The sequence below is a fragment of the Treponema sp. UBA753 genome (assembly GCF_002297325.1).
In the GTDB taxonomy this organism is placed as follows: domain Bacteria; phylum Spirochaetota; class Spirochaetia; order Treponematales; family Treponemataceae; genus Treponema_D.
The window spans coordinates 1-22,468 of record NZ_DBKJ01000041.1; the positions used below are offsets into that span (position 1 = coordinate 1).

Here is a 22,468-nt window from a genome sequence, read left to right on the forward strand (position 1 = left end):
TTTTTGAAGGATTGGAATAAACTATGCCAGAAGTTGTTTCTATTTTCTCTAAAGGAATCAGACTTTTGTATGGAAAACGCTCTTTGCATTTAAAAATTCCTGAGTAAATAAAAATGCAAAATATTACCGCCGCAAGAACAAAAGGATTTAGAAAATTTTCTTTTAAGAATTCTACCACTTTAATTTTGCAAGGGCATTTTTTGCGGCAGCTATAACCTCCTCCGGATAATCAAGATAAGTTGCATAAAGCAGGCTGTCAAAAGCGGCCTTGTCGCCCATTTCCCCCAATGAATTGATTAAAGAAAGCACAACGGCTTTGCTAAGAGGCAGATTTTTTTCAGTTTGCTTGTTTAGAAAATCAAGATAAGATGAAAGCGCAGATGAAGTTTCCGAAGATGAAACAGAAGCCATGTTTTTTATTGTAGAAGAAAAGTCTTCATCGGAAAGATTTCCGTTTTCATATTCTTGTTTAATTCCATTAAAGCACGAAGCAATTAAAGATGCGGCTCTAGTCCATTGTGTGTCAGAAAATACTTGAAGGCAGACAAGAGTCAAATTCAGCTTGCTTCCTGAAAAATCAGGTTTTGCTCCTTCAATATTATATATAACTGATGACAATGCGTTTTCTGCAGCTTCTCCGCAGATTTTTTTTGAAACTTTTGGATTTTCATCAAGCCTTTTTAAAATCAAAATCTTTTTTTCAATTGGAACTGTAGACAAAAACTGAAGAATTTCCTTTTCGCTTTCGTTTGCAAGTCCGCCGTAAGATGAAGCTAAAATTGCGCTGTAAGACGGCCAGACATCGAGAATGTCAGCAATAAAAAGCATATTGAACGATGCGGAATTTCCGTAGGAGCCCATAAAAAGAACTGCCTTTAAAAGAGCTTCGTCCATTTCCTGCGATTTCTGCATTTTGCTGTAGAAAAAGTCATTTACAAGATAAAGATTTTCCGGCGACTGAAAAACAGAAAAGGCGTCAATCACTGCGACTTTTATTTTTGAATTGTTAAAAATTTTAAATATTGTCCTAAGCTTTTCAGAGATGATTTTTTCCTTGCCTTTGCTGTTTCCTGCTGTAAGTGATTTTACAGAAGTTTCAACAAGATTTATAAAATCAGCGTCTGAACTAAGCGCATCATAAGCGGAAATTGAAAAGTCAAGTGAAGCGATTGCAATTGAAGAATCTCCAGCCGCGCTTGATGATTCTACAACTTGCTTTTTTTCAACCAAGTTTCCTTTGTAAAAATCAGACATATAAGATTCCTGCGCATAGCAAAATCCGCAGACTGAAAGAGCAACTAAAAATATTTGTTTAAATAAATTTTTTTTCATAGCAAATCTTCTTTTGTAAATAATATAAAATATATAGAAAAATTTCTATACATTCCGACCGCTTCAAAAACTACTGGCTTGAATTTTCCTTTTGAACATTTTCTTCTGTGCTGGTTTCTTCTTGAACTTGATTTTCTTCCGAAGAAGCTTGCTCGATTGCCTGATGAATTTCTTTTTGCTCCGGCGGAATCACATTGTAAACAAACGCAAGAACTGTGTTTCTCATGCCTTTTTCAATGTGCGTGCATTCAAAATGAATTCTTGACTGGCCAAGCTGACTGTTCCACTCAACCGCTCTGATTATTCCGTGCATGACAACGAGCGCGCCGTTTATTTCAAATTGAATTTTTATGCGGACATTCGCCTTTCCTTTTCCGCCGATTCTTATCATTGCACCGTCTTCGCTTATGTCTTCAAGCAGGCATTTGTATCCGGGCGCGGTTTCAACTTTGTCGTATTCAATTTTTTCGCCTTGTTGAACAATGTACATCTGTGCGTAAATTTCGCATTTGCATCTTATTGACTGCCTTTTTTGAGTGCGGTCGAGTTTTGTTGAATGCATTAAAAACAATGCTTTGTCGCTTCTGAAAATTCCAGTTCCGATAACTTTTGTGTCAAAAGCGTAGCCTGCATCTCCGTTGCGCCAAAAGTAAACTGAAATTTCTTTTCCGTCCCATTCTGATTCAGAAAGGAATTCCGGCCGCTTGGACTGCTTTGAAATTTGATACGGAAGAAGAATTATGAGCTGAGTTCCATTGTTTAAAATGCGCGACTTGAAAACTCCTTTTCCTTTTAAAATAACGCTTAGCTTTTGGTTTGCATCAAGTGATTTTGTGCTTTCTATTCCGCGCTTGTTTTCCTTGTCAAGAATTACGCGCGTTTTGAATTTATAAAGTTTTTCAAGAAATGCCTGGACTTGCGTTGAGTCTTCTGCGCCTTTTTGCTTTGCTTCTTCGATTACTGAAGAAATGCATCTATTCACGGAATTTTCTGAAATATAAAGCGAAAGCGGCTCTTCAATTCCGCATTTTTTTGCAAGTTGCCATAGCGCAGAAATTTCAGAATGCTTGAATCCATAGTCAAAACCTTTTGAAAAAAAATTCATTTTTTCAGTTGAAGCCTTGTACAATTTAAAAAGCGCTAAAATAAAAGCAAGAGTTATAATTACGGAAATTACAGCTGGCACAAAACCACCTCCAGAATTTTATGCATTTACGTATTTATTATAGTAAATTTTGCAGTTTCTTGATAGTATAACATACCAAAATGAAAAAAAGATACATTTTAGCAGAGCTTTTAATTGTTTTTGTTTTTTTGCTGATTCCGCCGATTTTTGCAGACAAAGGAACTTATTTAAGCGAAGAATTTTCTTTTTCTGTGCTGGCTGAATTTTTTATTGCGGCAATTCTTCAGTTTCAATTTAAAATAGAAAACAAATGCAAAAAAAAATCTGCGAATGAAAAATTTATTTGGCTTGTTAATTCATTGAAATGGAGCGCGCTTACACTTGGCTTTTTAATGCTGATTTTTGCTGCCGTCCATGCTTTTTCTTTTGCCTTTAAAGTTTCTTCCGCTCAAACTGAAATTTTATTAAAAAAGCCAGAAAATGTTTTGTCTTGGGCTTTTCTTATTTTTACATTGGCAGCTGGCGCATTTTTTGAAGAAGTTCTTTACAGGCAGTTTGTTCCAGAAACTTTAAATTCACTTTTGGAAAAATGGAAAATTCCCGTGGAAATATTTTCAGTTGTAATTTTCGCGCTTGCCCACAGATATTTAGGATGGATTTCTGTTTGCAATGCGGCTTTTTGCGGCGCAGTCCTAAGGCTTTGCAGAATAAAAACGGCTTCAATCGCGCCTTCTTTTGCAGCCCATTTTATCTATAATCTTTCGCTTGTTGTATTTTCTGTGCTGTTGTAAAACTTTATAATCATTGGTATACTTTTGAAATAATTTTCACATGAGGAATTTTATGAAATATACAGATACAAGAGATAAAAAAGTAAGTGTTGATTTTAGAACTGCGGTTTTGAATGGAATGAATGCAGAAACTGGCGGACTTTATATGCCGACTGATTTTCCGCATCTTGAAAATTCATTTTTGGAGCGTAATCCAGAACCTTCATTCCGCGAAATTGCCTACGAAATGGCAAAGCCTTATGTTGAAAATGAAATTCCAGATACAGACTTGGAATCTATAATTCAGGACTGCTATCCATTTTCTTCAAAAGTTGTTCCAATTGATCCTGTAACTTATGTTCTTGAGCTTTTCCACGGACCGACTTGCGCATTCAAGGATTTTGGAGCAAGATTTATGGCGCGCGTAATGTCATATTTCAACCGCTCAGAAAATGACAACCTTCATATTTTGGTTGCGACTTCCGGAGACACAGGCTCCGCTGTAGGAAGCGCGTTTCACAATGTTCCAGGAATCGACGTTACAATTCTTTATCCGGACGGAAAAATTTCACCATTGCAGGAAAAGCAGCTTTCAACTTTCACAGGAAATGTCCGCGCATTGAAAGTAAAGGGAACTTTTGATGACTGCCAGAAACTTGTTAAAACTGCGTTTACAGATAAAGATTTAAGATCCAAGTTCAGGCTTTCTTCTGCAAACTCAATTAATATTTCCCGCCTTTTGCCGCAGTCTTTCTATTATATGTATTCATCTCTCGTTGTAAAAAAGAGAATTCCGTTTGACAGCAAAAATGGAGGGGACGCAATTATTGTTATTGTTCCAAGCGGAAACTTTGGAAATCTTACATCGGGACTTATTGCGCGTGAAATGGGAGCACCTATAACAGGATTTGTTGCCGCGACAAATTCAAACCATACAGTGCCAGATTGGATTGCAAGCGGCCAATACAAAACACGTCCTTCTGTTGCGACATTAAGTAATGCGATGGATGTTGGCGCTCCTAGCAACTATGAAAGAATTGCCGCAATGTATTCGCTTGAGCAAGTGAGAAATCTTTTTGCTTCATATTGGACAGATGACGAAGGTACTATTGACGGAATAAAAAGCTGCAAAAACAAAACTGGATATGTAATAGATCCTCATGGAGCTGTTGCCTGGAAAGCCTGGAATGATATTCGTGGCGGAGAAATGGAAAAACTTGTAAACGGTCAGAAAAATGATTTTACAAAACCAGGCCTTACACCGAATGTTCCTTCTTGGGCAAAAACTGTTGTAGACAAAAAAGCATCTGCAATAATTCTTGAAACTGCTCATCCTGCAAAATTCGGTGCAACAGTTTATAAGGCAATCGGACAAGAGCCTGCTCTTCCTGAACGTCTGGAAAAAGTTATTTCTCTTCCTGATAACGCAATTCCAATGAGCAAAGATTACGACTCATTCAAGGAATGGCTGATTTCAAATTTGTAGAATTTTTATATGAAAAAAGCCTCGGATTTTTCCGAGGCTTTTTTCATCAATAATTGCAGTGGCTAAAAAAATTATTCAGCTGTTACAAGGTTTCTTTTTTCAAGCTCCAAAAGAATTTTTTCTACTATTTGCTCTGGGCTGAATAAAGCCGTGTCAATTTTCAAATCTGCAAAGTCAAAGCTGCTGTTGTCGATGTTGTAAAGTTTTTTATAGCGGCGGCTGTCTTCAGAATCTCTCATTGCAGTGAACCTTTTTATTTCTTCAAGTAAGCCGCCTTCTCTGTTCAAGATTCTTTGTGCGCGGATATTGTCATCAGCAATAAGATAAACTTTTAAATCAGCTTCTTTCAGCATCCAGATTGCGAGCCGGCTTCCAAGAACACAACTCTCTTTTTTTGCAAGCTCAACCTGCCTTGTGTCAACTGCAATGTCATAGCTGTCATCAGTTTTTGCATTTTCAATTACTTGTGCAAGCGTAAGATTTTTTTCTGCCGCAAGCTGACGGAAAGTAAAGTTTATAAGTTTTACATTCAGTTTTTGTGCAAGCAAAGTGCTTACGGTTGTATTTCCGCAGCCAGATTTTCCGCTTATGGCAACTCTAAGTTCTTTTCCTTGTGGAATTTTATAATTCATAACAACTCCTATAAAAAGTCAAATAGAAAGTTTCAATTATTGCTATTCAACGTTTTTGCCCTGCTCTCTTATATTTTCAAGGGCATTCTTTGCGTCAATTACTTTTTCACCGACTTCTGTAAACTGGTTTTTGCTTCCAATTGTATTAATCTCGCGGTTCGCTTCCTGACAGATAAAATCAATTTTTTTACCCGGAATTGGATTTTCGTTGATTTCTTTTCTGAGAGCCTGCAAGTGGCTTTGAAGCCTTATGATTTCCTCGTTGATTGTGTACTTTACAATCATCGCCGCAGTTTCAGACATTATGCGATTTTCGTCCGCTTTGTCTGCAAGAAGTTCATGGAATTTTGCTGAAATCTGCTCTCGGAATTTTTTTTCCATTTCAGGTTGCCACTTCTTAAAAAATGTGGCGCATTCATCAAGCGTAGAAAGTTTTTCAAGCAAATCATTTTTTAAATTTTCACCTTCACGCTTGCGGTCTTTTATAAATTGCTCAAGAACTTCAGAAAAAACACCTTCAATTTTTTTCCAGTAGGATTCAGCGTCGTATTCATGAGAAACATTCAAAACGCCTTCCTGCGAAACAATCAGGCTCAAAGGAATTTCTGACTCTGATTTTCCCAAAGCCTTTGCAATTTCCAAAATCGCGTCGCTGTACATTTTTGCCGCAGCTGGATCTGAACTGACCTTTGCTGTTGAATTGTTGTCGCGAACCCGAATTGTCAAGTCGATTTTTCCGCGGACAATTTTTTCGCTTACAGCCTTTCTGATTCTTGCTTCAAGCGGATTCAAAAAAGATGGAATGTTTACAGATAAATCAAGGAAGCGTGAATTGACTGATTTTATTTCAACGCTTATCTGCGTGTTTTCTACAATAGCTTCTTTAAAGCCGTAGCCTGTCATGCTGTTCATACATTTTTCCTAAACTTTAAATTTTTCAATAACCATTTGACCGACTTTGAAATTGTCTCCTGCTCCCATTGTAACAAAAACGTATCCGTCTTTTGCATCGGATTTTTTGTTCAGTTCGCTTTCTATTATTTGAGCAGCCTCTTCAAATTCTTTTGCATAGACAACATTCGGATGATATTTTTTTGCGTGCTCGGCAAGAATTTTTCCAGTTACAGTTGAACTGTCTGCTTTTTCCCGTGCGCTTCCGTAGATTTTATTTATGACAACCATATCCGCGCTTTCAAAACTTGATGCGAACTCTTCAAGCAAAGCCGCTGTCCGCGTGTAAGTATGGCTCATAAAGTCAACTATAATTTTGTGGTCTTTATAAAATTGTCTGAATCCAGCCAAGGTCGTTTTTATCGCTGTCGGATGATGTCCGTAGTCATCGATAAAAATTATGTCCTGTCCGAATTTATTTTTCGCGCGCCCAACAATTTCGCTTCTGCGTTTTCCGCCTGAAAATTTTTCAAGTCCGTTTTTTAACTTGTCAAAATATTCCTGCGGATTTTTTCCGGCGGCTTGCAAAAGTTTGAAGCACAGAGCAAATGCGGCAGCGGCATTTCTTGCGTTGTGTTTTCCAGGCACATGAAGAGCGCATTCAGTTTTCCCGATTTTAAAGAACTGTTTTCCGCCCTCAACTTTTCCAAATGAAAGTTTAAAGTCGCCTTCAGCATTTTCACCATAAGGAATAAAATTTATGTCGCTTCGTTTTTTCTTTGCAAGAGCGGCTGTCTCGCAAGCTCCTTTGTCGTCAGCGCAAAAAATCAGCTCTCCGTTTTCTGGAAGCTTGCAGATGTAGTCAACGAAAGCATTTTGAATATCGGCAAAAGTCGGATAGTAATCTTGATGATCGCTTTCAACGGAAGTCAAAATTATTTTCTGCGGAAAAAAAGACATAAAGTGCCGCTGGTACTCGCAAGTTTCCGCAACAAAGTACTTTTTTTTAGTTGAATTGGAATTTGAAAATTCTTGGGAAGTCATTGTGCAGGAATTTCCAAAAGAAGAAATAATGCTTCCTGCTAGAACTTGAGACGGAAGGTCAAGCTCCTTTAGCATTGTTCCTGCAAGACCGGTTGTTGTGGTTTTTCCATGGACACCGCAAATTCCGCAGCTATATGCAGTTCTTGAAATTTCGCCCAAAGCCTCGCTGTACAAAAGAAGCGGAATATCAAGTTTTTTTGCCTGCGCAAGATCTAGATTTTTTTCAGGTGAATACGCGCTTGAATAGATTACAAGCTGAGTTTTTTCTGTAATATTTTTTTCGCTGAACGGCAGGGCTTTGATTCCAAGCTTTTCAAGAATTTCGTCAGTGTAGAATCTTTCTGAAACATCGCTGCCAGTGATTACAGCTTTGCGGGCAGAAAGAATTTCTACAAGAGCCGCCATTCCAGTGCCTTTGATTCCAACAAAATGTATGTGAACTCCGGTTAAGTCTTGAGGGAGAATCGATTTTTCCATGGAAGACATTTTACAATAGAAACAATGTTTTTGCAAATAATGGAATTATGCTGAAATTCGCATTCGGAAAATTCCCGAATACTCATCTGTACAAAAAACATCATTCGGGATTTTTTCGAAGATGAAATTTTCAAAAAGCTGGTTTCGGGAGCTTCCCGATTGCATTGGGAAAAAGCAGCCATCGGGAAAACTCCGAAGACTGCTTTTTTTTATTTAGGGTTTATCAAAAACCTAAAAACGGCTGAGTCAAGGCCTTGAGTGTAAGCGTACCTTGACCAGACGTATTTATCCAAGGCAAATCTGGTTGAGAATATTTTCATAAAGTTCCTGCTTGCCTGAAGTTTTTGCAACTTGCTCATAAGGTTTTGCAAGTGAAGCAACTTGGTCAAGTGTGAGTTTTCCTTCAGAAAAAAGTTTTCCGTTACCAGAATCAAAGCTTGCGTAACGTTCTTTTACCATTGAAGGAATGCGTCCGTCTTCAATGAGCTGAACTGCTTTTTCAAGTCCGCGAGCAAAAATATCCATTCCGCCGATGTGCGCTATAAACAAATCTTCTGGAGCAATGGAATTTCTTCTGACTTTTGCATCAAAGTTAAGTCCACCTGTTGTGAATCCGCCCATTCTGATTACTTGAAGCATTGCCTGTGTTGTTTCGTAAATGCTTACCGGAAACTGGTCTGTGTCCCAGCCGTTTACAGGGTCTCCTCGGTTTGCGTCGATTGAGCCAAGCATTCCGTTGTCTACGCAGATTGTAAGCTCGTGCGCAAATTCGTGTCCTGCAAGCTCAGCATGATTCGCTTCGATATTCAGCTTGAAGTCCTTGTCAAGTCCATGAGCGCGAAGAAATCCGATTACAGTTTCTGAGTCGTAGTCATACTGATGCTTTGTTGGCTCCATTGGCTTAGGCTCTATGTAGAAGCAGCCTGTGAATCCTTGTTTTCTTGCGTAGTCGCGTGCCAAAGTAAGCATCATGGCGAGGTGCTCTTTTTCTGCTTTCATGTCTGTGTTCAGAAGGCTCATGTAGCCTTCTCGTCCGCCCCAGAATGTGTAGCCCGCTCCTCCAAGTTTGATTGTGTTGTCAATTGCTGCCTTTATTTGGCTTGCTGCCTGCGCAACTACATCGAAGTCGGGATTTGTTGCGGCTCCGTTCATGTAGCGCGGATTATTGAATACGTTTGCTGTTCCCCACAGAAGCTTTATGCCGGTTTCTTTCTGACGTTCAAGCAGAAGATCTGTTATATGTGAAAGTTTTTTTTCACTGTCGGCAGGGCTTGATCCTTCCGGGCAGATGTCGCGGTCGTGCCAGGCGTAATATTCGCAGCCGAGTTTTGTTATGAATTCAAATGCTGCGTCAACTTTTTCTTCTGGAGTTTTCCAGGTGAATTCACGCGTTCCGCTTCCAAAAGGATCTCCTCCGTCTGCGCAGAAAGAATGCCAGTAGGCTACTGTGAATTTGAGCCAGTCTTTCATTTTTTTGCCCATTACAACTTTTTCAGCATCATAGTATTTGAATGCCAGCGGATTTTTTGATTTTGGACCTTCATACTTGATCTGACCGATTCCTGGAAAGTACTCTTTTGAGCCTTTGAAAAATGACATAAATCCTCCTAAAGCCAGTTTTTATTTTTTAAACCGGCTCTTTATATTGAAGTTTGCACCGCAAACTTTTTTTTACTTGTACAATGGCGAAAGCTGGTTCACCAAAATTTTATATTCTTCAAATGACTTGCTGTATTCTTGGACATTTTTTTCGTCCGGCAAAGTTGTCTTGGATTCGTCTAGCGCAACATGTGTTTCCGCAAGACTTTCCATTGAAACCGGATTTCCCTGCAATTTCTTTAAGCACCACAAAGCTTGCAGTGCAGCACCAAATGCCGCGGCTTCTGGTGAAACTGGAACTTTTACAGGAAGGTTCATAATATCTGCCGCAATCTGTCTCCACACTTTGCTTTTTGCTCCTCCTCCAGTCAGCCGAAGTTCCTTTGGTGTAAAGCCGTGTTTTTTAAATGAATCAAGTCCGGCTCTCATTGAATATACTGCGCTTTCAAGTGCGGCTCTTGCGATATTCACCCGGCTGCAATTTGCTACCGTAAGTCCAGTTATGCTTGCTTTTCCGTGCGGAAGATTCGGAGTTCTCTCTCCATTAAAGAACGGAAGCACAAAAACTCCTTCGCATCCCGGTTTTGACTTTTCAGCTTCAGCGTCGAATTCCTTTACATCAAGATTTAAAAGCATCCTGATTTCTTCGGAAGCAACCGTGCAGTTCATTGTGCAAAGAAGAGGCAAATATCCTCCGGAAGAGGAACAGAATCCTGAAATGCCTTCCGCCGGATCAGAAACAGAAGAATCGCTAAAGCCGTACAAAGTTCCAGAAGTTCCCATGCTCATTGTAAGTGTTCCGCTTTTTACAGCTCCGGTTCCAATTGCGCTCATCATATTATCTCCGCCTCCAGAAGAAACAGGCGCGCCCTCTGGAATTCCAAGCCAAGCAGCAGTTTCTTTTGAAACAAATCCTGAAGGCTCATCGCTTGCAATAATTTTTGGAAGTTTTTCTATAAGAGATTCATCAATTGCGTCGCAGATTTTTTTTGACCATCTTTTTTCTTTTGAATTGAACAAAGCAGTTCCAGAAGCGTCTCCTTGTTCCATCACATAATTTCCAGTAAGAATATAATTCAAATAATCATGAGGAAGCATTATGTAATGAAGTTTTTCAAAAAGCTCTTTTTTATGCAGTTTGAGCCACAAAATTTTTGGAGCGGTAAATCCAGGCAAAATAAAATTCTGAACCTCTTTTACAACTTCATCTTGTCCACCTGCAGTGTTTGTAATAAGCTCGCATTCTTTTGCAGTTGAAGTGTCGTTCCAAAGCTTTATATTGTAAAGCGGATTTCCTTCTGAATCCAAAGGAACAAATCCGTGCTGCTGGCCAGAAACGCCAAGCGCTTGTATTGATTTTTTTCCTTCTGAAGAAAGTTTTGAAAAACAGACTTCAAGACCTTTTTTGTACCATTCAGTTTTTTGCTCTCTTGTTCCGTCTGATTCTGAAATAAGCTCCATTGGGCAAGACGAGCTTTCCATAGTTTTTTTAGTTTCATAATCATAGAGAACAACTTTCATGCTTTGTGTTCCCAAGTCAATTCCAGCGACAGTTTTCATAAAAACCTCCAGAAAAAATTAAAATTCGTTTCGCTTACAAAAATAGTATCAGCCTGAAATGACTATAAAGCAATACAGAAAACTGATTTTATATATCCAAAATTGATTTTTCATGCTAAAATATTTAAAATAAACAGGAAAAATATTGTGGAAATAAAAGAAACTGCCTTTATTTACAAATTGATTGCCGGAGAGAAACTTGCATGGCACGGACGTTATCATTCACATGGAGAAATGGAATTTGAAATTCATTTTTTTTCGGAAGGTGAAGGAACTTTTTTTTCAAACAGAACTTCTTACAGCATAAGGAATAACACATTGTTTCTAGTTTTTCCGCGCGAATTTCATTCAATTTTGCCAAAAGAAGTAAAAAAGCCACTTACTTACTATGCAGTTCTTTTTTCACTGAGCAAGTCTGAAAAAAAGCTATATCAATTATTGATAAATTCTTCAAGCAGAAAAAAAAATCAGCCGGTTGCCAGCAATGAAACTGCTTCTATAAAATTTATACTTGAAGACATAATGAAATTTTCAAAGTCGGATTCTGCGGACTTAAAAAAATCGGCGGAATTGCTTCTTGAAAGCTGCCTGTTCCGCTGGTTCGGAAAACAAAATAAAACGGAAACAAAAATCGCTGAGCAAAAAAAATCAAAAACTGCAAAAAACTACGTTGAACATTCAATAAAATTTATGGAGAAAAAAGTTTACGCAAGATGTTCTGTTTCAGAGGTTGCAAATTTCTGCGGAATTTCGGAAGAGCATTTCATACGAATTTTTAAAGATGAAATGCAGATGACTCCGCATCAATACTTTATGCGGCTAAAAATTCAAACGGCTGCCCTCGCCTTGATAAATTCTTCAAGCACAGTTTCTGAAATTGCGGATGAATTTTCTTTTGAAAATCAGTTTCATTTTTCGAGAGTATTTAAAAAATGCACGGGGCTTGCTCCATCTTCTTATAGAGCTGCGTTTTCATCATAAAGTTAAAAAGACTTCATTAAAAGCTCGTAGGCTTCAACAATCATTTGCGTTTTATTTGTTGCAACTTTTTTTAGCACAGGATTTTTGTCATATTTGTCTGGATGAAAATATTTCAGTTTTTCTTTATAAGCTTTTTTTACATCGTTTTGATTTGCAGAAGCAGTTATATCAAGCAACCTGCATGCGCGTTCAACTTCCGGCGTTATCTTTCTTAAAGATGAATTTTTATTTTTTAAAGGCTCTGTTTGATTTTTTGGTTCTGCCTTACTTTTGTTCTTGCTGATATTTTCTTTATAAGAATTTTCTTCTGATTTTTTTTCAGGAGGAATTTCTTTTTCTGAATATTTTATTTTCTTTTTAAATTTTACTTGCCCGGATTTTAAAGTTTCATTTAAAAGATCCCCGAGCTTGTCATACATTGTCTCCATCTTTTTTTTCCTCGTCTTCGCCCCACTCTGAAAGTTTTCGCTGCAATGTTTTTCTTCCGATTCCAAGAATATCCGCAGTTTTGCTTTTGTTGTTTTTGTTTGATGCTAAATTTTGTTGAATGATTATTTTTTCAGCTTCATCTAAAGTTATTCCAAATGGAATTTCAATGCTGTTTTCCTGTGAGCTTTTCGCAACTGCCGGCGGAAGATCTTCAATGTTTATTTCATCTCCTGAACTCATTACAACTGCGCTTTCAACACAATTGCGAAGTTCTCTTATATTTCCCGGCCAATCATATTTCATAATTGCGGCTTTCGCCTTTCCTGAAAATCCTTTTACTTTTTTTCCATTTTCTTTGTTGAACTCTTCCAAGAATGCTGAAATCAAAAGCGGTAAGTCACTTTTTCGTTCCCGGAGAGGCGGAACATGAATGTGAATTACATTTAGGCGGTAATATAAATCTTCTCGGAATCTTCCAGCTTTTATTTCTTCCTCAAGATTTTTATTTGTTGCTGCGATTACACGGACATCGACTTCTATAGTCTGCTCTCCGCCGACACGTTCAAATTTTTTTTCAGCAAGAACTCTAAGAATTTTTATCTGAACATTCTGATTTATTTCCCCGATTTCATCAAGAAAAATTGTGCTTCCGTGGGCAAGTTCAAATCTGCCTTTTTGCAAATGGTCAGCTCCAGTAAAAGCTCCTTTTTCATGTCCGAAAAGCTCACTTTCCAAAAGAGTTTCACTTAGAGCCGCGCAATGAACATTTATCATAGTCTTATCGTGCCTTCCAGATAAAGCGTGAATAGCCCGGGCAACAACTTCTTTTCCAACTCCGCTTTCACCAGTGATAAGAACGCTCGCTTTAGATGCAGCCGCCTTTTTTATTGTCTCCTGGATTTTTTGCATTACGGCGGAAGAACCTATCATTTCTTTTAATGCAGAATTTTCAGCAACTTCTTTTTTTAACTCTTGATGCTCAATTTTGATTTGCCTGCTTTCCAGCGCGCGTTTTACAATCATTCCAAGTTGATCAAGGTTCAACGGTTTTGTAAGAAAATCGTAAGCGCCATGTCTCATTGCATCTACTGCGGAATCAATACTTCCGTGGCCAGTAAGAATAATGACTGGAATTCCTGGAGTTTCTGTTGCAACATGATTTAAAACTTCTTCACCGGAAATTCCTGGCATTCTTAAATCTGTAATTACTAAATCTATGTCGCCTTTTGAAATCAGATCAAGTCCTTCTTTTCCAGAAGCTGCTGTTTTTACATTGTAATCTTCAAGCTCAAAATTAGCCGCAAGTCCTTCCCGGATATTTTTTTCATCATCTATAATTAAAATTGTAAATTTCAATTTTTCCTCCTAAAAAAAAAGAATCAATTAAAATCAATAAATATTTTATATTAAAGCAAGCGTTAGGTTATAAATTATTCTTCAAGAAGCATAGTTTCTTTTTGTGGCACAGGAATTTGCACAGTAAAAACAGTGCCTTCATTCAGTTCTGAATTTACAGTTATTTCTCCTCTAAACTCTTTTACAATTTTATAAACAGTTGTAAGTCCAAGTCCAGTTCCGTCTGCTTTTGTTGTGTAGTAAGGCTCAAAAATTCTTGAGCAAGTCGCTTCGTCCATTCCGCATCCGTTATCTGCAATTGTGAGTATATAATGATCATTTTTTATAAAAGAATTTACAGCGAGCTTTCCGTTGTTTTTTTTGCTAGAAAGAATTGCAGCTTTTGCATTTTGCACAATGTTTATAAAAATTTCTCTGAAAAGTTTTTCATCAATTAAGAGCCTGTTTCCTTCTCCTTGCAAATTTACAGAAACTTCTATTCCGCAGTTTTCAAATTCTGGCATGAAAAAATTTATTGATTTTTCTATTATTGAGTCAGGATCAGAAAGAGTCATGTTTACTTTTAAAGGGCGCACTGCAAACAAAAAATCCATTACGATTTTATTCAAGTTTTCGATTTCTTCATTCACGACGGAAAGATATTTTTCCATGAATTTTTCATCAGGAAGCTGACCGTCGCCTTCCCTGCATTTTTTTATTGATTTTTGCAAAAGCTGAATATGAATGCTTATTGCGCCAAGCGGATTTTTTATTTCATGTGCAACTGATGCGGCAAGATTTGTCAGGCTTTTTAAACTTTCCATTCTGTGCATTAAAATTTCCTGCTGACGTTTTGCAGTTATGTCTTCAATAAAAATAATTGTTCCTGCGATTTTTCCATCACGCACAAGAGGCAAAATTGAAACAACGATGAACCTTGCTTTATCATCCGCGGAAACTATAGAAAATTCTTCACTTGTATTTGTGTTTTGTTCCTGCGCGCAAAAGGAAATAAAATTTGAAACTTCCTCATCCGCTATAAGATTCCAAACAGGTTCTGATTTTATTTGATGAAGATGAAAAAAATGAAGATAACGTTTTGCAGATTTGTTTATTTTTGTTATGTACCAATTTTTATCAACGATTACAAGTCCTGAAGGAATGCTTTGAATTATTGAATCATATATTTCATTTTCTTCACGGACTGTATTCAAAAGACGTTCAAGCTGTTCATCAGAAAGCTTTGTGATTTTTTCAGATGCCTTTTCAACGAAATCTGTCATTTAAATTTTCCTCAAAAAAATCAAGCTAATTTTTTTAGAATGCCGTCATTCATGTAATTTATATGCATTAAATTTCTTGCAAGCTCTTCAAGGCAGGCTGATGGATTCTGATTAAAAATTTCAACATTATTTAATGAAGTTCTAAGCAGTTTTAAAATCATAAAAGAAACTTCTGAACCTGCAGCAGAGGATTTTAATTTTTCTTGAGATTCAATAATTCCGCAGATAAAAATTTTAAAAAGAATTCTTGGTTCAAATGAAGCGCAAGTTGAAATTATTTTTGGAATATCAGGAACGTGTCCTTGAGCTACGTTATTGAAAAAGTCAGCTGCGCAAGATTTTACAAGCTCAGGGTTTACTGTTAAAAATGACTGCAAGAATTCCGTTATGCTACAAAATTCTTTTTCATTATTGAAAACAGGCTCATAGTGAAAAATTCTATTTATGACATTTTTCTGCTGTTCTGGCGAGCGTTCAAAAAAATTGTAAGTGCGGACTCTTGAAAGAATTGTCGGAAGCATTGCGCCTCGTTTTGTAGTTGTAAGTATAAATACTACATCTTCTGGAGGCTCTTCAAGAATTTTAAGCAAAGCATTCCTTGCGCTGTCTGCCATTAAATCTGCATTTTCAATAACCAGAACTTTTCTTCCATTGCTCGAGCTTAAGTGCGCCCAGGAAGAAAAATTCCTTATCTGCAAAACAGGAAGTGAACTGTATAAAAAACTGTTTTCAAGTTTTATGCAATCTTTTTCAATTGAGTCTAAAATTTTTTTTAACTCTTCGTCATCTGGAAGAATTCTTCCTGGCTGAATTTTTTCAAGTCCCTCTTCTATATTTTGTAAAAGTGGAGAAAATTTTTGAAGCTTGTCATCTCCGTCCCAAAGCACAGAATTGAACTTTGAAATAAGTTTTCTTACTGCGCGTAAATAAAGATACCTTGAAGCCTCAAGATGTTTTGTGTTTTGAATATTTTGACTTATTAAAGTTTTTTTCGCTGCAGCAATTTCCAACGTTCGGTTTCCAGCACCGCAAATAAGAAGATTTTGACTTACCATAGCTTTGTGTTGCCGGCAGTTTGAACAAGTGCAATTCCATTCGCCAGAATTTGCGCATGAAAGAACTCTTGCAGTTTCCAAAGCACAGGAAAGTTTTCCAGAAGATGAAGGTCCTGAAAACAGGATTGAATTTGGAAAGCGTTTTTTTTCAATGTCTTCTTGCAATAATTTTGTCGCGCTTTGGTTCAAAATATTTTCAAACATTTTTAATTTCCTTGGATTTGTTCAAGTGGAATGGCAAGCGGAACTGATGAATTTTTTTCAACTGCTTTTGTAAGGCTTTCAAGCGGAATTGAAATAACTGGACTTAGCACTTTTGAAAAAAAACTTTCATTGAGAATTGAATCAACCTTAAACCAAGGCTGAGCTTTCATTAAAATTAAAACAACTCCAACAATTGCAAGTCCTTCCAAAAATCCAAAAACAAAGCCTAAAAATCTATCCAGATCTTTGAAAATTTCACCGCCAAAAATATTTTTTATTGCAGTCTGAAGAATTTTCATAACTATAAATGCAATTATAAAAATCAGCAAAAAAGAAAGCACAACAGAAACTAAATGAATTTTCAAATGCTTTTCAATTGGAGAAACCAGCCGTCCGTAAAAAAGAATTGCAACCCAAATACTTACAACTGGAGCTGCTTTTCCGAACACTTCATTTAAAAATCCGTTTATTGCTCCAATAATTGCAAACGTCAAAACAACAAGCAAAAAAACAATATCGATTGCGGGGAACATCATATTTTTATCTGCTCCAAAATCAGATTTGCTATAATTTCAGAAGGCTTTTTTTCTTTGCAAATGGACTTGCAGCTTTCAGCAAATTTATTTCTAGTTTCTGAATTTTTCATTTCAGATAATGCATCAAGAAGATTTTCTTTTGTAGCATCTTTTCCTGTTAAAGCAATGGCAGCACCTCTGTTTGCAAAATATTCTGCATTGTCAACTTGATCGCCTCTTGTTCCTGCACCGCACAAAGGAATTAAAATCATCGGCTTTGAACAAACGGCGCATTCCCATAAAGAATTTGCTCCAGCTCTGGAAATTATTATATCCGCGGATTGAATTACAGAAACCATTTCATTAAAAATAAATTCGTAAGGCTTGTAGTTGTCATCGCCAAAAGCCATAATGTCATGATTTTCCTGTGCAAATTTTTTTCCAGTTTGATGAACGACTATGAAATCTTTTTTAAGTTCATCAAGGCATTCAATCACAAGATTATTTATCTGGTTTGCGCCAAGGCTTCCGCCTAAAATTAAAAGAATATTTTTTTTGCAACCATTATCTATGCCAAGAAATTTTTTTCCAGCTTCTGAACTGTCATTGTAAAATGCCGGACGAACTGGATTTCCTGTAACGATGCATTTTTTCTTTTGAAAATCATTGAAATATTTTTTTGTTTCCTCATATGAAATTAAAATTTTAGAAGCTTTTTTGCTGTTGATTCGTGTTGCAAGTCCCGGAGTAAAATCGCACTCGTGAGTAAAATACGGAATCTTTAAAAGAGCAGCGGCGGCGCACAGAGGTACACTTACAAATCCGCCTTTTGAAAAAAGAAAATCCGGCTTTATTTTTTTTAGAATAAAAAATGATTTTATAAATCCTGCGAATATTTTAAAAAAGTCTGTGAAATTTTTCAGCGAAAAATAACGCCTAAGCTTTCCACATGGGATTCCATGAAAACAAGAAATGCTTCCACCTAATGACAAAAGATTTTTTTCAATTATTGCAGAATCCATTCCCTTGGAATTTCCAATCCAGTGAATTTCTATTTCAGTTGATTCATTGGAAAACTTTTTCAGTTCATCAGCAATGGCAATTCCCGGGTATATGTGTCCGCCTGTTCCGCCGCCTGCAAAAGCGATTACAATTTTTTTCTTAGACATTTTTTTATTTTTTTTTCATCAGCTTCATAAGCTCTTCATTTTTGAAAAGCGACGCATATCCACGCGCGCTCATCCCCATGCTGTCCTTTATGTCTGGATCTGCGCCGGAATCCAAAAGCAGTTTTACAATTTTTGAATTTCCGTTTCCAACTGCAAGCACAAGAATAGACTGCCCGTCTGAACTCATTGTGCTCAAGTCCGCGCCATGATCTATAAGAAGTTTTGCAATTTCGTAGTTTTTCCGCCAGACAGCATCCATCACAGGAGAATATCCTCTGTCTTCGGAAACTTCATTTATGTCCGCGCCTTTTTCAAGTAGAAGCTCAAGCATTTCCTTGTTGTCATTTCTTGTTGCGACACACAAAAGCGGAACTCCTTGCAATGTTTTTGAATTCACGTCTATTCCAGAATTCAAAATTGATTTGCAAATTTCAGTTTTTTCTTTTTCAAGATAAAATTCAAAACTGTCCGCGTTGCATGTAATTCCTTGCTCCAAAAGTGAATTTCTATTTGCGCGTTTTAAACTGTCTGATTTTATTTCATCGATATTTTTTTCAAGCCATTTAAAAAGCTCGTTTTCAGAATAGAAATTTTTTAAAGATGATTTTTCATTTTCAAAAGGAAATAACTCGCTGTATTTTTTTTCTTCATCTAAAGCAAGAACTTGTATTTTTTTTCCATAGCAAAAGCCAAATGCCCAAGACAAAAGCAGCGCAGAATTTTCAGAATTAGAAAAAAACAAAAAACCGTCAAAAATTGAAATTTTCTCAAAAATGTCTTTTAAATTTTTTTCATATTGATTTAAAACAATTTTTTCAGAATCGCATTTATTTGAAGTAAAAAAAATTTCAGCTCGGTTTGCATTTTCTTCCTGAGCCGTCTGAGCAACAATCAACCATTTCATTCTTAAATTATAGCTTAGCTTTGTTCAAAAGTCTATTGCCTTAAAATTTCATTTTGAAAAAAAAATAATTTTCTCTCTTGACAAAAAAGCACATCAGATATACGTTTCTACTAACAGAAACAAAATAGACAGGAGCTTTTTATGAATGAAAACGAAAATCTTGGTGAAAAACGTGTTCTTGAAACTTCAGAGAAAAAAGGACTTCAAATCCGCGACTTGATTCTAGTTGCAGTTTTGCTTGCGGCCGGAGCGGTTCTAAAATTTTTTGTAGGCTCGCTCATTAACATCGGCGGAATGAAACCAAACTTTATTATCGCAATGTACTGCATGGCGATTGCATTGATTAACGCAAATGTAGCAGCGGCGGCGGTAATCGGAATTCTTGCAGGCGCAATCTGCCAGTTCTTTCCGGGAACTCCGTACTTGAACTTTGCAAGCGAATTTGCGGGCGCAATCGTGATGTCGCTTCTGATAAAAATTCCGCTTCCTAAGCTTGGAAAAATCGATTTCAAACCAGCAGTCGCAACTTTGTTCAGCACATTCGTGAGCGGCGGACTTTACACAGTTCTGCTGATTTTTGCTCTCCGCGCAGACAAGGCGACACTTGCGGCTTACATTCCGATTGTTCTTTGCACGGCCTGCATTAACGCGGTTCTTGTCCAGCTGCTTTATATTCCGCTGAAAATGACTTTGAAATAACAATCGGTGGCAAAATGATAAGCATAGAAAATTTAAGCTTTGCGTATAGCGGAAGTTCAGTTCCTGTGTTGAAAAATATTTCAATGGAAATTCAAGACGGCGATTTTGTCGGAATAATCGGAGCGTCTGGAGCCGGAAAAACAACACTCAGCTGCGCGATAAACGGAATCATTCCGCACCACTACAAAGGCGAATATTACGGAAAAGTCTGCGTAAACGGAAAAGATGTTTTTGAAAACGATCCGTGCAGCATTGCGCTTGAAGTCGGAAGCGTTTTTCAGGACATCGACAGCCAGATGACTTGCTCCATTGTTGAAGATGAAATTCTTTTCGGACTTGAAAATTTTGGAATCCCAAAAGACGAAATCGAAAGCCGGCTTGAGTGGGCGTTGAAAGAAACCGGAATTGAAAATCTCCGCAGCCGGGAAATTTCCGGACTGAGCGGCGGACAAAAACAGAAAACCGCAGTTGCCGCAATTCTCGCGCTGAAGCCTAAAATTCTTGTGCTTGACGAGCCGACCGGCGAACTTGACCCGGCATCCAGCAGAAACATTTTTAGAATTCTAAAAGACCTGAATGAATCTTACGGAATGACAATTATTGTAATAGAACAAAAAATCATGCTGCTTTGTGAATTTGCCAAAAAACTTGCCGTGATTGACAAAGGCTCTTTAAAGTCTTTTGGAAATATCCGCGATGTTCTAAAAAATTCCAGCGAGCTTGCTTTGCTTGGCGTAAATTATCCGCGCGCAGTTGATTTTTACAAAAGCCTTCTTTCACGCAAAATGATAACGCCGGAAAAAGAAATTTGCATTGACACAAAAGAAGCCGTTTCGCTTGCAGGAGGACTTTTATGATTGAATGCGATTCAGTCCGATTCGGCTACGGAAAAACAAAAGATGCCGAGCTTATTCACGGAATTTCACTTTCAATAAAAGATGGAGAATTTGTTGCGCTCACAGGAGAGAACGGAGCCGGAAAGTCAACATTCAGCAAACTTCTTGCAGGAATTTTAAAGCCTTCCGACGGAAAAATCAGCGTAAACGGAATCGACACAAAAAAAGCGAAAAACAGCGTGCTTGCAAAAAACACAGGCTTTCTTTTTCAGAATCCTGACCGCCAGCTTTGCACTTACACAGTCCGGGACGAAATTGCATTCGGGCAGAAAGCTTTGAAAACAGGAACTGAAGAGGAAATTTCTAAGCGCACAGAAAAAATTATCGGGCGATTTGGATTCAATCCGGATGAAGCACCATTTTCACTTAGCCGAGGACAAAGGCAGCGGCTTGCATTGGCTTCAATTATTGCAGTCGAACCGAAAGTCATGATTCTTGACGAGCCGACAACCGGGCTTGACTACAAGGAATGCATGGAAATCATGAGCGCAGTAAAAGAGCTGAACCAAAACGGAACAACAGTAATTATGGTTTGCCACGACATGGAGCTTGTTCTTGACTTCGCACAGCGGATGATTGTTCTTGCAAACGGAAAAATCGAGGCGGACGGAAAAACTCTTGAAATAATGCGCAGCAAAGAAATCTTGCAAAAAGCTAGCCTTCTTCCTCCGCAGATTATTCAGATTGCGCTTGAGCTTGAAGAAAAATTTCCGGGCAGATTCAATTTTGAAAACGTCCGCACAGCAGATGAGCTTGCCGCAAAAATTCAGGAGGCAATAAAATGAAAGGACTTGTCGATTACGTTCCGGGAACTTCTGTTTTCCACAAAATGAATCCAGTTTCAAAGCTGATTTTTTCAATGGCGGTTTGCGCATCATGCTTTATTTCCTCGTCCGCTGAAATTCTGGTTCTGCTTCTTGCCGTTGACATTGCGACGGGAATTCTCTGCGGAATTTCAGCAAGGACATTCAGGCTTTTGAAAGGGCTTGTTAAAATTTCAGTTTTCCTTTTTATTCTTCAGATTTTGATAATAAGAAGCGGCAATGTTGTTTACCAGATTTCATTTTTGAAAATAACAGATGCCGGGCTTGCAACCTCGCTGAATCTTGTGCTTAAACTTTGCGGCGCAACTCTTCCGCTTGCCCTGATGCTTTCTGTTACGAAACTTGCCGACCTTTCAAACGCGCTTGTTGAAAAACTTCACGTTCCGTACAAATACGCATTTACATTGACAACCGCAATCCGTTTTATTCCGGTTTTTGCGCAGGAAATGGAAGGAATTCAGGAAGCTCAGACTTCACGCGGAATCCAGCTGGACACAAAAAATCCGCTGAAAAAACTTGCGCTGATTTTGCCTTTGTGCGCTCCCCTTTTGGTTTCTTCTGTGAGAAAAACAAGCGGAACGGCAATTGCGGCTGACTTGCGCGGCTTCAAACTGCGGACATCCGGCTGCTGCCTAAAAAAATATCCATATAAAGCGCGGGACTTTGTGTGCTTTGCCGTGTCATTTTTACTGATTGCGGTGAGTATCTTGGGAAACTTTATAAAATGAATTTTTTTTTAGAAATTTTGTAGTTTCTGCTTGACCAACAAAAGTAATTCAGATATATTCTATTTCGTTGATTGCATGGTGCCTGTAGTTCAGGGGTAGAGCGCCAGATTGTGGATCTGGTTGTCGTGGGTTCAAATCCCACCAGGCACCCGGATTCCAACGTGGAGCCGTGCAGCAGGACGCGTTCGTAGCTCAACTGGATAGAGCAGTGGACTTCGAATCCGAAGGTTGCACGTTCGAGCCGTGTCGGACGCATAAAATCGGGCGATTAGCTCAGCTGGTAGAGCAACAGACTCTTAATCTGTGGGTCGGGAGTTCGATCCTCCCATCGCTCAAAGGATTTTGAAACACTCTGTGTAGGTCAAAAAATTCACGCGAGAGTGGTGAAATTGGCAGACACGCTAGACTTAGGATCTAGTGCCCTAGGCGTGAGGGTTCAAGTCCCTCCTTTCGCATATTTTTAATCTTCTTTTTAGTTGAAAAGAAATTAATACAAAACGCAGAGGTTTTGCGGAAATGGCTCAATGGT

21 protein-coding genes and 4 tRNA genes are annotated in these 22,468 nt (G+C 38.0%); 11 read left to right on the top strand and 14 right to left on the bottom strand.

The features are described from left to right. Window positions 1–171: 171 nt before the first annotated feature. Window positions 172–1,332: a hypothetical protein gene (locus B4C08_RS03085; protein ID WP_296662715.1), complete on the bottom strand. Its 1,161-nt coding sequence runs from the start codon at window positions 1,330–1,332 to the stop codon at window positions 172–174. 70 nt (window positions 1,333–1,402) lie between these two features. Further along, window positions 1,403–2,518, bottom strand: coding sequence for a PilZ domain-containing protein (locus B4C08_RS03090; protein ID WP_296662720.1), 1,116 nt, complete (start codon window positions 2,516–2,518; stop codon window positions 1,403–1,405). Between the two features lie 80 nt (window positions 2,519–2,598). Here B4C08_RS03090 and B4C08_RS03095 point away from each other — a divergent pair, with 80 nt between their 5' ends. Both B4C08_RS03095 and thrC read left to right on the top strand, forming a co-directional pair. Beyond that, the gene (locus B4C08_RS03095) at window positions 2,599–3,249 is read left to right on the top strand and encodes a CPBP family intramembrane glutamic endopeptidase (RefSeq protein WP_296662724.1); all 651 of its coding nucleotides are present in this window, start codon (window positions 2,599–2,601) and stop codon (window positions 3,247–3,249) included. Window positions 3,250–3,301: 52 nt separating this feature from the next. Next, window positions 3,302–4,714: a threonine synthase gene (gene thrC, locus B4C08_RS03100; protein ID WP_296662728.1), complete on the top strand. Its 1,413-nt coding sequence runs from the start codon at window positions 3,302–3,304 to the stop codon at window positions 4,712–4,714. 71 nt (window positions 4,715–4,785) lie between these two features. Here the strand turns inward: thrC and cmk are convergent, their stop codons facing one another. From cmk to xylB, 5 genes are all read right to left on the bottom strand, one after another. Beyond that, on the bottom strand, window positions 4,786–5,346 hold the full coding sequence (gene cmk / locus B4C08_RS03105; RefSeq protein WP_296662732.1) for a (d)CMP kinase: 561 nt from the start codon (window positions 5,344–5,346) through the stop codon (window positions 4,786–4,788). Between the two features lie 42 nt (window positions 5,347–5,388). Beyond that, window positions 5,389–6,258, bottom strand: a complete 870-nt coding sequence (locus B4C08_RS03110; RefSeq protein WP_296662736.1) for a YicC/YloC family endoribonuclease — start codon at window positions 6,256–6,258, stop codon at window positions 5,389–5,391. Between the two features lie 9 nt (window positions 6,259–6,267). Next, entirely contained in the window at window positions 6,268–7,758 is a 1,491-nt protein-coding gene (gene murC, locus B4C08_RS03115; RefSeq protein ID WP_414717761.1) for a UDP-N-acetylmuramate--L-alanine ligase, read from the bottom strand. 285 nt (window positions 7,759–8,043) lie between these two features. Then, window positions 8,044–9,357, bottom strand: a complete 1,314-nt coding sequence (gene xylA / locus B4C08_RS03120; RefSeq protein ID WP_296662747.1) for a xylose isomerase — start codon at window positions 9,355–9,357, stop codon at window positions 8,044–8,046. A 72-nt stretch (window positions 9,358–9,429) separates the two neighbouring features. Continuing rightward, window positions 9,430–10,917 (bottom strand): xylulokinase, encoded by a 1,488-nt coding sequence (xylB, locus tag B4C08_RS03125; protein WP_296662752.1) that lies wholly within the window; start codon window positions 10,915–10,917, stop codon window positions 9,430–9,432. A gap of 147 nt (window positions 10,918–11,064) precedes the next feature. On the opposite strand from xylB, the gene B4C08_RS03130 reads away from it, so the two are divergent. Continuing rightward, window positions 11,065–11,898 (top strand): AraC family transcriptional regulator, encoded by an 834-nt coding sequence (locus tag B4C08_RS03130; RefSeq protein ID WP_296662755.1) that lies wholly within the window; start codon window positions 11,065–11,067, stop codon window positions 11,896–11,898. 2 nt (window positions 11,899–11,900) lie between these two features. Here B4C08_RS03130 and B4C08_RS03135 read toward each other — a convergent pair whose 3' ends face one another. The 7 genes from B4C08_RS03135 to B4C08_RS03165 form a co-directional block, all read right to left on the bottom strand. Then, complete coding sequence (locus B4C08_RS03135; protein WP_296662758.1) at window positions 11,901–12,326, bottom strand: DnaJ domain-containing protein; 426 nt, start codon at window positions 12,324–12,326, stop codon at window positions 11,901–11,903. Next, window positions 12,310–13,683 carry a sigma-54-dependent transcriptional regulator gene (locus tag B4C08_RS03140; protein ID WP_296662761.1) on the bottom strand — a complete coding sequence of 458 codons (1,374 nt, stop codon included), beginning with the start codon at window positions 13,681–13,683 and terminating at the stop codon, window positions 12,310–12,312. The genes B4C08_RS03135 and B4C08_RS03140 overlap by 17 nt, the downstream gene beginning before the upstream one ends. Before the next feature lie 74 nt (window positions 13,684–13,757). After that, entirely contained in the window at window positions 13,758–14,945 is a 1,188-nt protein-coding gene (locus tag B4C08_RS03145; protein ID WP_296662763.1) for a two-component system sensor histidine kinase NtrB, read from the bottom strand. A 20-nt stretch (window positions 14,946–14,965) separates the two neighbouring features. Then, window positions 14,966–16,204 carry a DNA polymerase III gene (locus B4C08_RS03150; protein WP_296662765.1) on the bottom strand — a complete coding sequence of 413 codons (1,239 nt, stop codon included), beginning with the start codon at window positions 16,202–16,204 and terminating at the stop codon, window positions 14,966–14,968. A 2-nt stretch (window positions 16,205–16,206) separates the two neighbouring features. Beyond that, complete coding sequence (locus B4C08_RS03155) at window positions 16,207–16,740, bottom strand: CvpA family protein (protein ID WP_296662766.1); 534 nt, start codon at window positions 16,738–16,740, stop codon at window positions 16,207–16,209. Beyond that, window positions 16,737–17,888, bottom strand: a complete 1,152-nt coding sequence (gene murG / locus B4C08_RS03160) for an undecaprenyldiphospho-muramoylpentapeptide beta-N-acetylglucosaminyltransferase (protein ID WP_296662767.1) — start codon at window positions 17,886–17,888, stop codon at window positions 16,737–16,739. Before murG ends, B4C08_RS03155 begins: the two co-directional genes overlap by 4 nt. A gap of 4 nt (window positions 17,889–17,892) precedes the next feature. Further along, window positions 17,893–18,792: an ankyrin repeat domain-containing protein gene (locus tag B4C08_RS03165; protein ID WP_296662769.1), complete on the bottom strand. Its 900-nt coding sequence runs from the start codon at window positions 18,790–18,792 to the stop codon at window positions 17,893–17,895. Between the two features lie 141 nt (window positions 18,793–18,933). On the opposite strand from B4C08_RS03165, the gene B4C08_RS03170 reads away from it, so the two are divergent. From B4C08_RS03170 to B4C08_RS03205, 8 genes are all read left to right on the top strand, one after another. After that, a complete protein-coding gene (locus B4C08_RS03170) occupies window positions 18,934–19,491 on the top strand; it encodes a tryptophan transporter (RefSeq protein ID WP_296662773.1) in 558 nt (185 codons plus the stop codon). A gap of 14 nt (window positions 19,492–19,505) precedes the next feature. Then, the gene (locus B4C08_RS03175) at window positions 19,506–20,348 is read left to right on the top strand and encodes an energy-coupling factor ABC transporter ATP-binding protein (protein WP_296662776.1); all 843 of its coding nucleotides are present in this window, start codon (window positions 19,506–19,508) and stop codon (window positions 20,346–20,348) included. Beyond that, complete coding sequence (locus B4C08_RS03180; protein ID WP_296662779.1) at window positions 20,345–21,172, top strand: energy-coupling factor ABC transporter ATP-binding protein; 828 nt, start codon at window positions 20,345–20,347, stop codon at window positions 21,170–21,172. The genes B4C08_RS03175 and B4C08_RS03180 overlap by 4 nt, the downstream gene beginning before the upstream one ends. After that, complete coding sequence (locus tag B4C08_RS03185; protein WP_296662782.1) at window positions 21,169–21,939, top strand: energy-coupling factor transporter transmembrane component T family protein; 771 nt, start codon at window positions 21,169–21,171, stop codon at window positions 21,937–21,939. The genes B4C08_RS03180 and B4C08_RS03185 overlap by 4 nt, the downstream gene beginning before the upstream one ends. A 78-nt stretch (window positions 21,940–22,017) precedes the next feature. Next, window positions 22,018–22,089 (top strand) — tRNA-His (locus B4C08_RS03190). A gap of 31 nt (window positions 22,090–22,120) precedes the next feature. Next, window positions 22,121–22,194, top strand: a tRNA-Arg gene (locus B4C08_RS03195). 7 nt (window positions 22,195–22,201) lie between these two features. Continuing rightward, a tRNA-Lys gene (locus B4C08_RS03200) sits at window positions 22,202–22,274 on the top strand. A 39-nt stretch (window positions 22,275–22,313) separates the two neighbouring features. After that, window positions 22,314–22,394, top strand: a tRNA-Leu gene (locus B4C08_RS03205). Window positions 22,395–22,468: the final 74 nt, after the last annotated feature.

Excerpts from the sequence above, each read along its gene's own strand:
- B4C08_RS03085 (WP_296662715.1), bottom strand. The coding sequence starts at position 1,332 with ATGAAAAAAAATTTATTTAAACAAATATTTTTAGTTGCTCTTTCAGTC.
- B4C08_RS03095 (WP_296662724.1), top strand. The coding sequence starts at position 2,599 with ATGAAAAAAAGATACATTTTAGCAGAGCTTTTAATTGTTTTTGTTTTT.
- thrC (WP_296662728.1), top strand. The coding sequence starts at position 3,302 with ATGAAATATACAGATACAAGAGATAAAAAAGTAAGTGTTGATTTTAGA.
- cmk (WP_296662732.1), bottom strand. The coding sequence starts at position 5,346 with ATGAATTATAAAATTCCACAAGGAAAAGAACTTAGAGTTGCCATAAGC.
- B4C08_RS03110 (WP_296662736.1), bottom strand. The coding sequence starts at position 6,258 with ATGAACAGCATGACAGGCTACGGCTTTAAAGAAGCTATTGTAGAAAAC.
- murC (WP_414717761.1), bottom strand. The coding sequence starts at position 7,758 with ATGGAAAAATCGATTCTCCCTCAAGACTTAACCGGAGTTCACATACAT.
- xylA (WP_296662747.1), bottom strand. The coding sequence starts at position 9,357 with ATGTCATTTTTCAAAGGCTCAAAAGAGTACTTTCCAGGAATCGGTCAG.
- xylB (WP_296662752.1), bottom strand. The coding sequence starts at position 10,917 with ATGAAAACTGTCGCTGGAATTGACTTGGGAACACAAAGCATGAAAGTT.
- B4C08_RS03135 (WP_296662758.1), bottom strand. The coding sequence starts at position 12,326 with ATGGAGACAATGTATGACAAGCTCGGGGATCTTTTAAATGAAACTTTA.
- B4C08_RS03145 (WP_296662763.1), bottom strand. The coding sequence starts at position 14,945 with ATGACAGATTTCGTTGAAAAGGCATCTGAAAAAATCACAAAGCTTTCT.
- B4C08_RS03150 (WP_296662765.1), bottom strand. The coding sequence starts at position 16,204 with ATGTTTGAAAATATTTTGAACCAAAGCGCGACAAAATTATTGCAAGAA.
- B4C08_RS03155 (WP_296662766.1), bottom strand. The coding sequence starts at position 16,740 with ATGATGTTCCCCGCAATCGATATTGTTTTTTTGCTTGTTGTTTTGACG.
- murG (WP_296662767.1), bottom strand. The coding sequence starts at position 17,888 with ATGTCTAAGAAAAAAATTGTAATCGCTTTTGCAGGCGGCGGAACAGGC.
- B4C08_RS03165 (WP_296662769.1), bottom strand. The coding sequence starts at position 18,792 with ATGAAATGGTTGATTGTTGCTCAGACGGCTCAGGAAGAAAATGCAAAC.
- B4C08_RS03170 (WP_296662773.1), top strand. The coding sequence starts at position 18,934 with ATGAATGAAAACGAAAATCTTGGTGAAAAACGTGTTCTTGAAACTTCA.
- B4C08_RS03175 (WP_296662776.1), top strand. The coding sequence starts at position 19,506 with ATGATAAGCATAGAAAATTTAAGCTTTGCGTATAGCGGAAGTTCAGTT.
- B4C08_RS03180 (WP_296662779.1), top strand. The coding sequence starts at position 20,345 with ATGATTGAATGCGATTCAGTCCGATTCGGCTACGGAAAAACAAAAGAT.
- B4C08_RS03185 (WP_296662782.1), top strand. The coding sequence starts at position 21,169 with ATGAAAGGACTTGTCGATTACGTTCCGGGAACTTCTGTTTTCCACAAA.